The organism is Szabonella alba (genome assembly GCF_016765775.1).
Taxonomy (GTDB): Bacteria; Pseudomonadota; Alphaproteobacteria; order Rhodobacterales; family Rhodobacteraceae; genus Szabonella; species Szabonella alba.
In genome coordinates this window covers 816,948-831,178 of sequence record NZ_JAESVN010000001.1, presented here as the reverse complement: position 1 = coordinate 831,178, position 14,231 = coordinate 816,948, and the positions used below count along the sequence as shown (strand labels likewise).

At 64.3% G+C, this 14,231-nt stretch carries 14 protein-coding genes; 7 read left to right on the top strand and 7 right to left on the bottom strand.

Annotated elements, in window-relative coordinates; genetic code table 11:
* Positions 1–31 precede the first annotated feature (31 nt).
* Positions 32–1,081 carry an aminotransferase class V-fold PLP-dependent enzyme gene (locus JL811_RS03835; RefSeq protein WP_202687004.1) on the bottom strand — a complete coding sequence of 350 codons (1,050 nt, stop codon included), beginning with the start codon at positions 1,079–1,081 and terminating at the stop codon, positions 32–34.
* A gap of 117 nt (positions 1,082–1,198) precedes the next feature.
* Positions 1,199–1,660 carry a Fe-S cluster assembly transcriptional regulator IscR gene (gene iscR / locus JL811_RS03830; protein ID WP_202687003.1) on the bottom strand — a complete coding sequence of 154 codons (462 nt, stop codon included), beginning with the start codon at positions 1,658–1,660 and terminating at the stop codon, positions 1,199–1,201.
* Positions 1,661–1,823: 163 nt separating this feature from the next.
* On the opposite strand from iscR, the gene JL811_RS03825 reads away from it, so the two are divergent.
* The 3 genes from JL811_RS03825 (at position 1,824) to JL811_RS03815 (ending at position 4,668) form a co-directional block, all read left to right on the top strand.
* Entirely contained in the window at positions 1,824–2,483 is a 660-nt protein-coding gene (locus tag JL811_RS03825) for an alpha/beta hydrolase (protein ID WP_202687002.1), read from the top strand.
* A 3-nt stretch (positions 2,484–2,486) separates the two neighbouring features.
* Complete coding sequence (locus JL811_RS03820) at positions 2,487–2,753, top strand: hypothetical protein (protein ID WP_202687001.1); 267 nt, start codon at positions 2,487–2,489, stop codon at positions 2,751–2,753.
* Positions 2,754–2,841: 88 nt separating this feature from the next.
* The gene (locus JL811_RS03815) at positions 2,842–4,668 is read left to right on the top strand and encodes a M3 family oligoendopeptidase (protein WP_202687217.1); all 1,827 of its coding nucleotides are present in this window, start codon (positions 2,842–2,844) and stop codon (positions 4,666–4,668) included.
* 96 nt (positions 4,669–4,764) lie between these two features.
* On the opposite strand, the gene JL811_RS20240 is transcribed toward JL811_RS03815, so the two are convergent.
* The 4 genes from JL811_RS20240 to JL811_RS03795 all read right to left on the bottom strand — a co-directional run bounded on the left by JL811_RS20240 (position 4,765) and on the right by JL811_RS03795 (position 9,135).
* A complete protein-coding gene (locus JL811_RS20240; RefSeq protein WP_202687000.1) occupies positions 4,765–5,712 on the bottom strand; it encodes a capsular polysaccharide export protein, LipB/KpsS family in 948 nt (315 codons plus the stop codon).
* On the bottom strand, positions 5,712–6,704 hold the full coding sequence (locus JL811_RS03805) for a Gfo/Idh/MocA family protein (protein WP_202686999.1): 993 nt from the start codon (positions 6,702–6,704) through the stop codon (positions 5,712–5,714). The genes JL811_RS20240 and JL811_RS03805 overlap by 1 nt, the downstream gene beginning before the upstream one ends.
* A 216-nt stretch (positions 6,705–6,920) precedes the next feature.
* Positions 6,921–7,817, bottom strand: a complete 897-nt coding sequence (rpoH, locus tag JL811_RS03800; protein WP_202686998.1) for an RNA polymerase sigma factor RpoH — start codon at positions 7,815–7,817, stop codon at positions 6,921–6,923.
* Positions 7,818–8,094: 277 nt separating this feature from the next.
* The gene (locus JL811_RS03795; protein ID WP_202686997.1) at positions 8,095–9,135 is read right to left on the bottom strand and encodes an RluA family pseudouridine synthase; all 1,041 of its coding nucleotides are present in this window, start codon (positions 9,133–9,135) and stop codon (positions 8,095–8,097) included.
* On the opposite strand from JL811_RS03795, the gene JL811_RS03790 reads away from it, so the two are divergent.
* From JL811_RS03790 to JL811_RS03775, 4 genes are all read left to right on the top strand, one after another.
* The gene (locus JL811_RS03790; protein ID WP_202686996.1) at positions 9,134–9,445 is read left to right on the top strand and encodes a DUF6476 family protein; all 312 of its coding nucleotides are present in this window, start codon (positions 9,134–9,136) and stop codon (positions 9,443–9,445) included. The genes JL811_RS03795 and JL811_RS03790 overlap by 2 nt on opposite strands.
* Before the next feature lie 97 nt (positions 9,446–9,542).
* A complete protein-coding gene (locus JL811_RS03785; protein WP_202686995.1) occupies positions 9,543–11,450 on the top strand; it encodes a response regulator in 1,908 nt (635 codons plus the stop codon).
* 82 nt (positions 11,451–11,532) lie between these two features.
* On the top strand, positions 11,533–12,504 hold the full coding sequence (locus JL811_RS03780; protein WP_202686994.1) for a threonine dehydratase: 972 nt from the start codon (positions 11,533–11,535) through the stop codon (positions 12,502–12,504).
* A gap of 168 nt (positions 12,505–12,672) precedes the next feature.
* Positions 12,673–13,563 (top strand): alpha/beta fold hydrolase, encoded by an 891-nt coding sequence (locus JL811_RS03775; RefSeq protein ID WP_202686993.1) that lies wholly within the window; start codon positions 12,673–12,675, stop codon positions 13,561–13,563.
* Between the two features lie 143 nt (positions 13,564–13,706).
* Here JL811_RS03775 and JL811_RS03770 read toward each other — a convergent pair whose 3' ends face one another.
* Positions 13,707–14,180 (bottom strand): DUF1178 family protein, encoded by a 474-nt coding sequence (locus tag JL811_RS03770; RefSeq protein WP_202686992.1) that lies wholly within the window; start codon positions 14,178–14,180, stop codon positions 13,707–13,709.
* Between the last annotated feature and the right edge of the window lie 51 nt (positions 14,181–14,231).

Here is a 14,231-nt window from a genome sequence, read left to right as displayed (position 1 = left end):
CTCCTTCCGGGCCGGGCCCGGTGATCGGTTGTCAGCCCGCAGCGCGGCTGCGGTATCGTTTCGCGGCGGCAAGCCAGGCATCGGCAAAGCGCAGCACATCGTCCTCGGTCGTATCGGCCCCCAGCGAGACGCGGATCGCCGAAGCGGCGTGATCCGCATCATGGCCCATGGCCGTCAGCACGCGGCTTGCCCGGACCTTGCCGGACGAACAGGCCGACCCTGCCGAGATTGCGAATCCCGCCAGATCCATCTGCATCACCTGCGTCTCCCCTTTCCAGCCGGGGGTCATCAGGCAAAGCGTATTGGGAAGCCTTGCCGCCTCTTTCCCGACAAAAATAGTCCCATCCGCAGCAGATGCCAATGCCTTTTCTAGAATATTTCTAAGTTCGGCAACCCGGTCCCAGACCCCATCGGCCAGATCCCGCGCCGCCGCCTCGGCCGCAGCGGCGAAACCGGCAATGCCGATCAGGTTCTCGGTGCCCGCGCGACGGCCCATTTCCTGCCCGCCGCCCCGGATCAGCGCCGGAAGGTCGAGGCCCCGCCGCAGCACCAGCGCGCCCACCCCCTTCGGCCCGCCCAGCTTATGCGCCGAGACGATCCCCGCCTCGATCCCCAGCCAGTCAAAGGCAAAGGCCACCTTGCCGAAACCCTGCGTCAGATCCGACAGCGCCAGCCCCGGCGGCAGGTCCTGCATCACGCCGGTTTCGGAATTGGCCAGTTGCAGCGCGGCCTGTCCCGGATCCGGCACGATCACCCGGCCCGCAGGCGTCACCGCCAGATCGGGATTGCAGACCGCCAGCACCGCATCATGTTCCACCGCCCCACAGGACAGCGCGCGGCCCACGGCGGCCATGGCCGCCGCCTCGGTTGCCGAGCCGGTAAAGACGATATCGGCCGCCGAGGCCCCCAATGCCGCAGCCACCTGCGCCCGCGCCCGTTCCAGCAACGCCTTGGCCGCCCGGCCCTCGGCATGGACCGAGGATGGATTGCCCGGAACATCCATCGCCGCGACCATGGCCGCCCGCGCCTCGGGGCGCAGCGGCGTCGTCGCATTCCAGTCGAGATAGCTGCGCCCGCTCACGTCCCGTTCCCTGCCGTTTCACCTGTTTGAAAATATCCTCCGGGGGGCGCCCCGTTTGCCTGCAAACGGGGCGGGGGGGCAGACAGCCCCCCTGCCCCGGTTCACCCACCGCGCCGGTCAGTCCTCATCCACGACCCGGAACAGGGCCGGAACCGCTGGACAGGGTTTCATCCCGTTGCCGATCACATCCGAAAGCCGCGTCTGATGCAGGAAGACATAGACATGCGCCGCAAGCCCCTCCCACAGGCGGTTCGACATGCTTTGCGCCCGGGTTCCCGAAACACCGCCCGAGGCCCCTGCCCCGGAATGCATCGCATTCACCGTTTCTTCCACCGCTTCCATGATCTCGCTGACACGGATCTCGACAGGCGGACGGGCCAGACGATAGCCGCCCCCCGGCCCCCGCACCGCCTCGACCAGCCCGGCACGGCGCAGTTTCACGAAAAGCTGCTCCAGATAGGGCAGCGAGATATCCTGACGTTTTGATATCGCGGCCAGTGACACAAGGTCCTCCCTGCCGGCCATCGCAAGATCGACCAGCGCCACCATCGCATAGCGCCCTTTTGTCGAGAGTTTCATGCCCCGGCCCTCCCTTTCCCGCTTCTCCATTGACCTGCCGGGGCAGGCCGCTTAACTCAGCATTGGATCTCTGGCGTCTCAGGACGGCCAGTTTTGAATCGTTCTAAGTTATTTCGCCGGCTCTGTCTATCAAAGCCCGCGATGGAAGGAAACAGGCGGACCCATGCCCGAAGTCATCTTTGCTGGCCCCGAAGGCCGTCTCGAAGGTCGCTACCACCCGCAAAAGGAACGTGACGCGCCGATTGCGATCGTGCTGCATCCGCATCCGCAATTCGGCGGCACGATGAACAACAAGGTTGTCTACAACCTGCATTACGCCTTTTACAATCTGGGCTTCACCGTGCTGCGCTTCAACTTCCGCGGCGTCGGGCGCAGTCAGGGCGAATATGATCAGGGTATTGGGGAACTGTCCGATGCCGCCTCGGCGCTGGACTACCTGCAATCGATGAACCAGAACTCGAAACATTGCTGGGTTGCGGGGTTTTCCTTCGGCGCCTGGATCGGCATGCAGCTTCTGATGCGGCGGCCCGAGATCACCGGCTTCGTCTCGGTCTCACCTCCGGCCAATCTTTACGATTTCTCCTTCCTTGCGCCCTGCCCGTCGTCGGGACTGGTCATCAACGGCAGCGCCGACAAGGTGGCCCCGCCGAAAGATACCGTCAGCCTTGTGAACAAGCTGCATGAGCAGAAGGGCATCACCGTCACCCATGAACAGATCGAAGGGGCGGATCACTTCTTCAAGGATGATGAGGCGCATATGTCGCCGATGATCATCACGGTCTCGGATTATGTCCGCCGCCGTCTTGGCGAAGGGTCGCGCTGATCCATGGGCGTGGCCGAGGATCTGGGCGACCATCTGGCACAGGCCACGCTTGCGGCGATGGACGAGATTGACGACGACCGGTTCTATGAAAAGGTTGGCCGGATCGTCGGCGCCTCGTCTCCCACGCTGCAAGAGGCCTTCATGACCTCGATCCGCATCCGGCTGGCCGCAAGGCGCGGGCAGGATTTCGTCGTCCGCGCGCTGGAAGCCGCGCGCAGCGGCGCGAAAGCCCCCGACGCGCCGCCCGACCTTTCCGCCGACGGACATTGAGCGCGACCGCGCGTGACGGAAACCCGGGGGTTGAAACCCGGGGGACCCTCCCCCTAGATGGGTCATGACCAATCCAGAAGGTGAGACGATGACCCTGCCGCTGCCCCGCCCCGTTTTCGACGCCAGTACCGGTTCGGGGGGCTTTGGCAAGCTGCCGGAATGGGATCTGCGCGATCTTTACCCCGCCCCCGATGCGCCGGAATTCACCCGGGACATGGGCTGGCTGGAAACGGCCTGCACCGATTTCGCTGCCCGCCATGAGGGGCAGTTGGCCACGCTGGACGCCGACGCCCTTCTGGCCTGCGTGCAGGATTATGAGGCGATCGACGTCACCGCCGGGCGCATCATGTCCTATGCCGGGCTGCGCTACTATCAGAACACGATGGAAAGCGAGCGCGCGAAATTCATGGCCGATGCGCAGGACCGCATCACCGCCTTCACCACGCCGCTGGTGTTTTTCAGCCTAGAATTCAACCGGCTGGACGATGCGCATCTTGATCAACTGCTGTCGCAAAACGCCGATCTCGCCCGCTATCGCCCGGTCTTTGACCGCATGCGCGCCATGCGCCCGCACCAGTTATCGGATGAGCTGGAGCGGTTCCTGCATGACCAGTCCAGCATCGGTGCCGCCGCCTGGAACCGGCTGTTCGATGAAACCATGGCCGGGCTGACCTTTGCCCTGCCGTTCGAGGATGAGCCGCTGAACCTTGAGGCGGTGTTGAACCTGCTGACCGATCCGGACCGCAACCGGCGTGAGGCGGCAGCGCGGGTGCTGGCCGAAACCTTCGACAAGCATATCAAGCTGTTTTCGCGCGTTCATAATACGCTGGCCAAGGAAAAGGCCATCGAGGACCGCTGGCGCAAGATGCCCAGCCCGCAGCATGGGCGGCATCTGTCGAACCATGTCGAACCCGAGGTGGTCGAGGCGCTGCGCAATGCGGTCGTCGCCGCCTATCCGCGCCTCAGCCACCGCTATTACGCGCTGAAGGCGAAATGGATGGGGCTTGACCGGCTGCAGGTCTGGGACCGCAACGCGCCCCTGCCGATGGATGCGCCGCGCCTTGTGGACTGGGACGAGGCGCGCAGGACCGTCACCGATGCCTATGCCGCCTTTTCCCCGAAACTCGCCGAACTCGCCGAGCCCTTCTTCACCCAAGGCTGGATTGACGCAGGCGTGAAGCCGGGCAAGGCCCCCGGTGCCTTTGCCCATCCGACGGTCAGCACCGTGCATCCCTATGTCATGCTCAATTATCTGGGCAAGCCGCGCGATGTGATGACTCTGGCGCATGAACTGGGCCACGGTGTGCATCAGCGCCTTGCCGCAGCGCAGGGTGAGCTTTTGTCGGCCACACCGCTGACATTGGCCGAAACCGCATCGGTCTTTGGTGAGATGCTGACCTTCCGCAAGCTGCTGGACGGCGCGAAAACCACTGCCGAACGCCGCACCCTTTTGGCCGGCAAGGTCGAGGACATGATCAATACGGTCGTGCGGCAGATCGCGTTCTATGATTTCGAATGCAAGCTGCATGCCGCGCGGGCCGAGGGCGAACTGACCCCCGATGACATCAACGCCCTGTGGATGAGCGTTCAGGCCGAAAGCCTAGGGCCGGCCTTCGATTTCATGGAAGGCTATGAAACCTTCTGGGCCTATATCCCGCATTTCGTGCATTCACCCTTTTACGTCTATGCCTATGCGTTCGGCGACGGGCTGGTGAATGCGCTTTACGCCGCCTATGAGGACGGTCTGCCGGGGTTCGAGGAGAAGTATTTCGATCTTCTGTCCGCGGGTGGGTCCAAACATCACCGCGAATTGCTCGCACCCTTCGGGCTGGACCTGTCTGACCCGGCCTTCTGGGACAAGGGCCTGTCGATGATCGCAGGCTTCATTGACGAGTTGGAGGCGATGGAGGACTGATAACCTCTCTGCCCTTGCCTCCCCTCCTCCGACAGGAGGGGTGGCGAAAGGCATCCGCAGCGCCATGATCAGAGGCGCAAGCGTGAAGGTCGTGGATCATTTCGCCTGCGATATCCCAAAGCCGGTCGCGGCCACCCTGCCCAGAAAGTCGTCCAATAGCCGGGGGCTACCCGCATTCAGACAATTCAGCCCCAGGTACCAGTAGAGATAGGCGTCAAACGGCACCGGGCGGGCAGCCGCCTGGCCGATCTCGGCATCAAGGCTGGCGGCATCGGTTGCGGTGCGGCAGCCATGGTGAAAATCGGTGCGCCCACACAGCACGACCGGCACTCGGTGCAGCAGGCTTTCCAGACCTACGGCGGAATTGATCGTCACCGTGACAGAGGCCTGCGCCAGAATGTCATGGATATTCGCCTCCAGCACCTGCACCCGCGCATCGCGCCCCGCCATGCGGCGCAGAAAGCGTCGGGTGTCTGGGTCAGTATCCAAAGGGTGCGGCTTGATGACAATGGCGCGCGGATCGTCACGCGCGATCAGGCCCCGCACCATCTGGCGTAGCGTCAGGTGGCAGGTCTCGGCCACGTCGCGATGCGCCTCGGCTTGCAGGAAAACCGCAATGCAGCCCGGGGGGACCGGCGTCACCGCCACTGGCTGCTCATAGCGCGACTTGCGCGCCTCCAACAGTCGACGGCGCAGGCGGGCGGCAAATGCCGCAGCTGCACCCGCATCCACAGCTTCGGGATCAAAGGACATGCCGACAATCGAGGAATGCGCCCGTATCCCCCAAGGGTCAAGGTTCCAGAACGGATAGATATAGGCAATCCCTGTGTTCAGAAGGCGCGGATGGCGCTGCCATCCATGATCGACAATGTGGAAATCGCTGTCCTGTGCCACGAGGTCCAGCAGGCAGGCGCGGTCATGCACCACCAGCCGCAGGGGGAACCCACGCGCGCCCAGCCCTTCGGTCAGCCGGACGTAATAGGGTTTCATCAGGCTGCGGTCACGCAGCACCGATCCCGGAAGATGAAAGACAAATCCCGTCACTAAGGCGCTGCGATTTCTTCGGCGGCATCGAACACCCGGTCGATCATGTCCTGCGTGCCGCGCGAAAACTCCAGCGGGCAGGGATAGGCTGCGCCATCGCGAACCGACCGGCAGAAGGCCGCGACCTGCAATTCATACTGGCTGACCGCCGGAAACCGCTCGGTCGTGACCGACAGGCCCGGGCGGTGCAGTTCCACCCGCGCCTCACCAAAGACCCGCGCATTGAACGGCGCGGTCAGCCGCAGCAGCCCCTCATCACCCTGAAAGACGATTTCCTGCCGGGGGAACAGCCGGGTCGAGGTCAGCGCGGAATAGGTGAAGCGCCCCATCGGCCCGGCAAAACTGCCCGTCACCTGCGCCCATGTATCGACCCCCTTTTCCGTCATGACGCGCGCGCGAAGGTCGTCAGGCTCGGCCCCGGTGACAAATCGCGCGCCGCCATAGGTATAGACCCCGATATCGCGGATCCCGCCCCCCATCGCATCGGCGCGGTTGCGGATATTGGCAGGGTCGGGATTGTTGTAGCAGAACACCGTATCGACATGACGCAGCCGCCCGATGGCTCCGCCCTGCACCAGTTCCGCAGCACGGATCCATTGCGGGTGATGCACGATCATATAGGCCTCGGCGATCAGACGCCCCGACGCCTCCCGCGCCGTGATCAGCCGGTCGAAATCCGCGCCCCTCAGGGCGATGGGTTTCTCGCACAGCACATGCTTGCCCGCTGCCGCCGCCTTCAGCGTCCAGTCGACATGCAGATGATTGGGCAGCGGAATATAGACCGCCTCGATTTCAGGATCGGCCAGCAGCGCGTCATAGCTGTCATGGATCCGGATACCGGGGCAGAACGCCCGGAACGGGTCAGCCTTGGCCGGGTCCGAGGTCGCCAGCGCCAGCAGGTCGGCGCCATGGGCCGCATGGATCGCGGGCCCCATGAATTCACGGGCAAATTTCGACGCCCCCAGAATGCCCCATTTCACCGCATCACCCATGTCGCTCTCCCGCTTTGGTTGCGGCGACCCTAGGTCACATCACACGGCTTGTGGAGTCCCGGCTGATGGCCCTGAAACATTCAGCGCAACGGCAGCGACCTAACCCGCCCTGCAGCTTCATCTGTTCCGAAATATCCTCGGGGGTGAATGCCGAAGGCAGAGGGGGCAGACAGCCCCCTCCCCTTCCTTTTCAGCAACAGATCTGCAAAAGACCCGTCAGGCCGGGATCAGCATGCCCTTGCCGCGGGCCAGTTCGCGCATCTTGCCCTGCAGTTTTTCAAAGGCGCGCACCTCGATCTGGCGGATGCGTTCGCGGCTGACGCCATAGCCTTCCGACAGTTCCTCCAGCGTCACCGGCACATCGGTCAGACGGCGCTGCACCAGAATGTCCTTTTCACGGTCATTCAGCACCGACATCGCCTCGGTCAGCAATTCGCGCCGGGTTTCCAGCTCATCACGCTCGGCATAGTCGGCGGCCTGATCGCTGTCTTCATCTTCCAGCCAGTCCTGCCATTGCGTGCCGCCGCCATCGTCGGAGCCGACCATCGCATTGAGGGACGCATCCCCCCCCGACAGGCGGCGGTTCATCGAGATGACCTCATCCTCGGTGACGTTCAGATCCTTGGCGATCTGGGCGACATTCTCGGGGCGCAGATCGCCCTCTTCCAGCGCGCCCAACTTGGCCTTGGCCTTGCGCAGGTTGAAGAACAACTTTTTCTGCGCCGAGGTCGTGCCGAGTTTCACAAGGCTCCAGCTGCGCAGGATGTATTCCTGAATGCTGGCCCGGATCCACCACATCGCATAGGTCGCAAGGCGGAAGCCCTTTTCGGGATCGAAGCGCTTGACCGCCTGCATCAGCCCGACATTGGCCTCGGAGATCACCTCGGCCTGCGGCAGGCCATAGCCGCGATAGCCCATGGCAATCTTGGCGGCCAGCCGCAGATGCGAGGTGACCATCCGATGGGCCGCCTGCGCGTCCTGATGGTCGACCCAGCGCTTGGCCAGCATATATTCCTCTTCCGGCTCCAGCAGCGGAAATTTGCGGATTTCCTGCATGTAGCGGTTCAGACCCTGTTCCGGGCTCGGGGCGGGCAAATTGGCATAAGTCGTCATTGGCACTGTCCTCCTGCCCCGGTCTGCCTTGGTGGCTCTGCCTTGCCGGCTTGCCCTCTGGCGGCCGCGGGGATCGGCCTATCTGGGGATCGTGGCGCGGCAGGTCAAGCCTGCCCCTGTCATGATCCAATGAACGGATGATGATTGTGGTTCCGTCGCTCTGACAGGTCTGTGTCAGGAGTTTCACGCATATGTCACCCGCCGTGACCCTTTGACAGCGAATTTGCCCTGCGGCGGCGGCCCGCAGAACACCGCCTTGCCGCAAAAACCGGCAGGGTCAGACGCTGCCGCTCAAGGCAGCGATCAGGGCGGTCATATCCTCCGGCAGCTCAGAGACGAAATCGAGGCGTTCCCCCGTCACCGGATGATCGAAGCCCAGCGTTGCGGCATGCAGCGCCTGCCGGGCAAAACCCGTAACCGCCGCGACGCCCGCCTCTCCCACGGCGCGGGTGGCCAGCTTCCGGCGCCCGCCATAGACCGGATCGCCGATCAGCCCATGCCCGGCATGGGCCAGATGCACACGGATCTGATGCGTCCGCCCGGTTTCAAGCCAGCATTCCACCAGCGCCGCCGCCGGGGGCCTGCCGAACGGCTCCAGCACCCGAGCCCGCGTCACCGCATGGCGCCCCACGCCCTCGGCACAGACCGCCTGCCGCTGCCGGTCGGTCCGGTGCCGGGCAAGATGGGTGCGGATGACGATGATGCCGCCGGGTTCAAACCCCAGCCCGGCCACACCGCGCAGGCGTGGATCGGCGGCATCGGGCACACCATGGGTGACGGCCAGATAGCGTCGCGTCACGCTATGGGCTTCGAACTGCGCGGCCAGCCCGTGATGCGCGCGGTCGGATTTCGCCACGACCAGCAACCCGCTGGTCTCCTTGTCGATGCGGTGGACGATGCCGGGGCGCCGCTCGCCGCCCACGCCCGAAAGATTGCCGCCGAAATGATGCAGCAGCGCATTGACCAGCGTGCCGGTCCAGGATCCCGGCGCGGGATGGACGACCAGTCCGGCGGGTTTGTCGATCACGATCAGGTCGTCATCCTCCCACAGGACCGTCAGCGGGATATCCTCGGGCAGGGTGTCCACCTCAGCCGCCGGTTCCAGCGTCAGCGCATAGTCCTGCCCCTCGGCCACTTTCGCCTTGGGATCAGTCACCGCGCGCCCGTCCAGTGTCACCGCCCCCTCTGCGATCATCCGTGCAAGGCGTGAACGCGAGAGGGCCGCCTGCTCTGGCACATCGCGCGCCAGCGCCTTATCAAGGCGTTCCGGGGGATCTTCCCCGATCGTCACGATCAGAACGGAAGGCGGCAAGGACATGGATCAGGCTCCGGAAGATGAGGTCAGGCTGCCGCCCGGCCTGCGGTTTCTCAAGGCGCTGGTGATCGTTCTCACGCTGACCTTGATCGGCGGTGTCATAACGGTGGTTGCGGTGATTGTCACCCGGATGCCGCAGGCGGTGCGCCCGCTGCCCGCCCTTCCCGAAACCGTGCGCCTGCCCGAGGGCACCACACCCCGCGCCATCACCTTCGGCGAGGGCTGGCTGGCGGTGGCCACTTCGGATAACCGCCTGCTGGTCTTCGCGCCCGACGGGCGGCTTTTGCAAGAGGTCGGTCTGACCGGTCCCTGAAGGGCCATGACGGACATCTCATCCTGCGGTTGTGGTTGACAGCGAAGCTTTGCCCGCCTCAACTGCCCAAGCCTTTGTGAACGGAGCGTCACGCGCCTTGCCGAATCGTCCTGCCCTGACCGTTGCGCCCGGACCCGACGCCCCGGATGAGATCACCCGGCAACTTTGTCTGATCCGGCGTGAGCGCTGGCAGCGGATCGGGTTGACCAATGTCGCTTTCGCATTATGTGCGATCTTCGTTCCGGTCTGGATCGTGCTGATCTGCGCGCTGGCCAATCTTGCCGCCGAATTCGCGACGATGATGCTGATGGAACGGCTGGACCCGGCCCGGATGCCGTGGCGCTATCGTTTGACTATTTTTGTCAGCTTCGTGATGGAGATTTCCTTCACCCTGCCTCCGATTCTTGCCTGGCACAGCCCGGACGATTACGCCAAGGCCTTTGCTGTCGGCATGGTGATGTCGACCCTGCTGCAACTGGCCACGGTGCGGGCGCTGCACCAGCCTTTCGGTCTGGCGGGGATTACCGGGGTCGCGGTCGTCATCATACCGGGCAATGCGGTCTACTGGATCGACCAGAATGACGCCGCGGGCCTCGTGCTGTCGACGGTGGCCGCGCTGACGGGGCTGGCCTATGCGATCGTGGCGCTTTATTCCAATTACGGGATGCATGCCGAAATCGCCAGCGCCCGCCGCGCCGCACAAGAGGGAGAGCGCGCCAAGGGCCGTTTCCTTGCCCAGATGAGCCATGAGCTGCGCACACCGCTGAATGCGATTCTGGGCATGGGCCATGCCGAACTGCGCCGCAACCGTGACATGCTCAGCCAGCAGCGGCTTTCGGTGCTGATGGCCTCGGCCGAGGGGCTGTCCTCGATCCTGGACGATATTCTGGATCTGACCGCGATTCAGGAAGGGCGCATGCCGATCCGGCGGCAGCCTGTCAATCCATCGCGCGAGATCACGGCGGCGGCGGGCCTGTTCCAGCCGGGGATCGAGGCGGCGGGGCTGGCGCTGCGTCTGCGGATCGACAGCGCGCTGGACCGGACCGACATGGCCGATGCCCAGCGCCTGCGGCAATGCCTGTCAAACCTGCTGTCGAATGCGCTGAAACACACGCAGGAGGGCGAAATCCGCGTGACCGCGCAGCGCATCGACCTGCCCGACGGCACGGCCCGGTTGCAGATCGACGTGGCCGACAGTGGCAGCGGCGTTCCCGAACATCTGCATGAACTGGTCTTTGAACCCTTCTGCAACGATCCCGGCATGCCGGTGGCGCTGCAGAAACGACAGGGCGGAATCCGGACCGGCACAACCGCGCCCCCGGCCCTGCCGGTGGAAAGCAACGGGCTTGGCCTGTCGATCAGCCGCGCGCTGGCGCGCCAGATGGGCGGCGATCTGGTCATCATCCCCAGCCGCGAGGACGGGGGGGCAGGCCCCTTGCGGGGGGCAGTGTTCCGTCTGACCATCGCGCTGCCAGCGCTTCCCGAACGATCCGAAGCTCTGGAAAATGCCACCACTGCGCCAGTCGCGACGCAGACCGCCAATCCGGCACAAAACCTGCCTTCTGCCCAGCGCGGACGGCGGCTGCGGGTGCTGGTGGTCGATGACATCGCCACCAACCGGCTTGTCGCCGCGACCTATCTGCGCATGTTGGGTGCAGGCACAGTCGAGGCGGCCAGCGGCGAAGAGGCGCTGCGCCTGCTGGTGCGCGACCTGCCCGATCTGGTGCTTCTGGACATGAACATGCCCGGAATGGACGGGCGTGAAACGATCCGCCAGATCCGCGCACTGCCCGATGCGCCGGGGCGGATCCCGGTGATCGCGATGACCGCCGATGCGCTGATCGACCATCGCGCCCAATATCTGGCCAGCGGCGTCGACGGCTATCTGTCCAAACCGCTGAACCCCGACCGGATGGCCGCCGAGATCGCAGCGGTGCTGCCGCGCCGCGACGACGGACCGGAGCCCGAGCCACCCCCCAGCGCGCCCGAACCATCCTTGCCATAAGGCGCGGCGATCTGACCAGCCCCGGCTTGACAGGCGGCGGATGGCCCGGTCTGATTCGGCGCATCCGTGTAAAGGGAAGACTATGCAGTTCACGCGCTACGAACTCGATGCCGCCTGCCATCTGGTTTCCGCCCATATGCCGCCGACCCCGCTGCATCACTGGCCGCAGCTTTCCGCCCGGCTGGGCACCGAACTTTGGGTCAAGCATGAAAATCACGGGCCTACCGGCGCGTTCAAGCTGCGCGGCGGCATCACCTTCATCGACTGGCTGCGCCGCGCCCATTCCGATTGTCCCGGTGTCATAACCGCCACGCGCGGCAATCACGGGCAAAGTCAGGCCCGCGCCGCCACCGCCGCCGGTCTGCGCGCGGTGATCTATGTGCCCAGGGGCAATTCGGTCGAAAAGAACGCGGCGATGCGATCCTTCGGGGCGGAGCTGCGTGAATTCGGCAGTGATTTCGACATGGCGCGGGAAGAGGCGATGCGGGTTGCCGCGACCGAGGGGCTGTTTCCCGTGCCGCCTTTTCACCGCGAATTGCTGCGCGGCGTTGCCACCTATGGAATGGAGATGTTCACCGCCCGGCCCGATCTGGATACGGTCTATGTGCCGATCGGCTGCGGCTCGGGCCTCTGCGGCACGATTGCCGCGCGCGATGCGCTGGGGCTGAAAACCCGGATCGTGGGCGTGGTCAGTGAGGGCGCGCAATGCGCATTGCTCTCGGTGCAAAACGGCCACCCCACCCCGACCGACACCGCCCGCACCTTTGCCGATGGCATGGCCGTGCGCGTGCCGGTGCCCGAGGCGCTGGAGATCTACGCCAAAGGCGCAGAGCGCATCATCACCGTCAGCGACGATGCAGTGGCCGAGGCGGTGCGGATCTATTATTCCGACACGCACAACCTTGCCGAAGGCGCAGGCGCCGCCGCACTGGCCGCCGCCCTGTCGGAACGCGATCAACTGGCGGGGCAGCGCGTGGGCGTGGTGCTGAGCGGCGGAAATATCGACCGGGGCTGGATGCGGGCGATTCTGGCGGGGGAAACGCCGGAGGTGTGAGGGTCTGGGGGGAATGGGGGGCGGTGGTTGTGAGACAGGGCGCGGAACTGGCGTTGGTCGGTGACTGGGTGCTGGACTGGGTGAGTCCATGTCTTAGGTGGTATGAAGCCATTGCCGTCGGTCGGCACCATGCCCTAGCATCGGAAAAATGCGCGGAAGGTGAGGTTGATGAAGTCAATTAAGGCAGGCTGTCTCGAGATCCACTATCATGAGACCGGGCCGGAGGCGGGCGATCCCGTCATCTTGCTTCATGGCTTCCCCTATGATGCCCATGCCTATGATGCCGTATCGACTGATCTTGCCGCGCGAGGATTCCGCTGCCTCGTTCCCTATTTGCGCGGTTACGGACCAACCCGCTTCCGTTCATCCGAGACGATGCGTTCGGGCCAGCAGGCTGCGCTCGGGGCTGACCTTCTGGCCTTCATGGATGCGCTGGCCATCAGGAGCGCCTTCCTTGGCGGATATGACTGGGGCGGACGTGCGGCCTGTATCGTCGCGGCGCTCTGGCCGGAGCGTGTGCGGGGCCTGATCAGTTGCGGCCAAGGCTACAACATTCAAGACATTGCAAACGCGTGGCGACCGGCTCCACCAGTAGAAGAGGCCCGATATTGGTATATGTATTACTTCCACACTGAAAGAGGGCGGGTTGGACTGACCCAGAACAGACATGACCTTTGCCGTCATATTTGGTCACTCTGGTCGCCTGGCTGGCGTTTTAGTGATGTGACATGGGGCGCAACAGCCCCATCGTTCGACAATCCGGACTTTGTGGAGATCGTGCTCCATTCCTACCGGCATCGCTTTGGCGGTGTTTCCGGTGATCCGTCATATGACAGGATCGAGGCATTACTGGCCGCCCAGCCGGATATCACCGTGCCATGTATCGTGCTTCAGGGGCAGGATGATGGGGTCGATCCGCCCGCAGATGACGATCTCGACTGCAAACATTTCACAGGGTTCTATGAGCGCAGACTCATAAATGGAGTGGGTCACAACCTGCCGCAAGAGGCCCCCACAGCATTCGTCGCCGCGATGCTGACCTTGGCCGGAGCGCAGTAGGTCCGGCCAAGGCCAACGGCGGCTCCGTCCCGCACATCCGACAATCGCCTACAAACGCTTTCCTATTGCCCGAAAGATGGCGACCTCGGCCAAACCGCCAACTTTCCCCCCAGCAGCCCAACGCCACCAGAAATCCCACCCCCTCAGTTCGTCTTGCGGCCCGGCATGAAGGGCAAGGGCAGGATCGGCACGCCCTCTTCGGCCAGTTGCCGGGCCTCTTCGGGGCGGGCCTCGCCATGGATGGCGCGTTCGGGGGCTTCGCCCAGATGCATCGCGCGGGCCTCCTGCACGAAACGCGGGCCGACATAATCGGAATTCGCCTCGACCTTGCGGCGCAGCGCGGCGATGGCGCGTTCCAGTTCGGTCGTGGGCCGCGCCAGCGAAACCGGTCCAGCACCGCCCATCGGTTCCGCCGCGCCTTCAGACGCTTTCGATTCAACATCCTGCCGCGTCGCGGAACTGACCGCCGGGGCCATCAGCGCCTTTTCAACGCGGGCATCACCGCATTGCGGGCAGGCCAGATGGCCACCCTTGCGCAATGCCTCGAAGGCATCCGAGGATTTGAACCAGCTTTCGAACCCATGTCCCTCCGCACAGCGAAGCGAATAGACCATCATTTTCCACGCCCTTTGCTGTCTCCGGCCATGCCGAAGCCCTGGTCAAACATA

Coding starts and splice junctions, on each gene's coding strand:
- JL811_RS03770 (WP_202686992.1), bottom strand. CDS start 14,180: ATGATGGTCTATTCGCTTCGCTGTGCGGAGGGACATGGGTTCGAAAGC.
- JL811_RS03805 (WP_202686999.1), bottom strand. CDS start 6,704: ATGGGTGATGCGGTGAAATGGGGCATTCTGGGGGCGTCGAAATTTGCC.
- iscR (WP_202687003.1), bottom strand. CDS start 1,660: ATGAAACTCTCGACAAAAGGGCGCTATGCGATGGTGGCGCTGGTCGAT.
- JL811_RS03790 (WP_202686996.1), top strand. CDS start 9,134: ATGGATCAGGCTCCGGAAGATGAGGTCAGGCTGCCGCCCGGCCTGCGG.
- JL811_RS03775 (WP_202686993.1), top strand. CDS start 12,673: ATGAAGTCAATTAAGGCAGGCTGTCTCGAGATCCACTATCATGAGACC.
- JL811_RS03825 (WP_202687002.1), top strand. CDS start 1,824: ATGCCCGAAGTCATCTTTGCTGGCCCCGAAGGCCGTCTCGAAGGTCGC.
- JL811_RS03795 (WP_202686997.1), bottom strand. CDS start 9,135: ATGTCCTTGCCGCCTTCCGTTCTGATCGTGACGATCGGGGAAGATCCC.
- rpoH (WP_202686998.1), bottom strand. CDS start 7,817: ATGACGACTTATGCCAATTTGCCCGCCCCGAGCCCGGAACAGGGTCTG.
- JL811_RS03815 (WP_202687217.1), top strand. CDS start 2,842: ATGACCCTGCCGCTGCCCCGCCCCGTTTTCGACGCCAGTACCGGTTCG.
- JL811_RS03780 (WP_202686994.1), top strand. CDS start 11,533: ATGCAGTTCACGCGCTACGAACTCGATGCCGCCTGCCATCTGGTTTCC.
- JL811_RS03820 (WP_202687001.1), top strand. CDS start 2,487: ATGGGCGTGGCCGAGGATCTGGGCGACCATCTGGCACAGGCCACGCTT.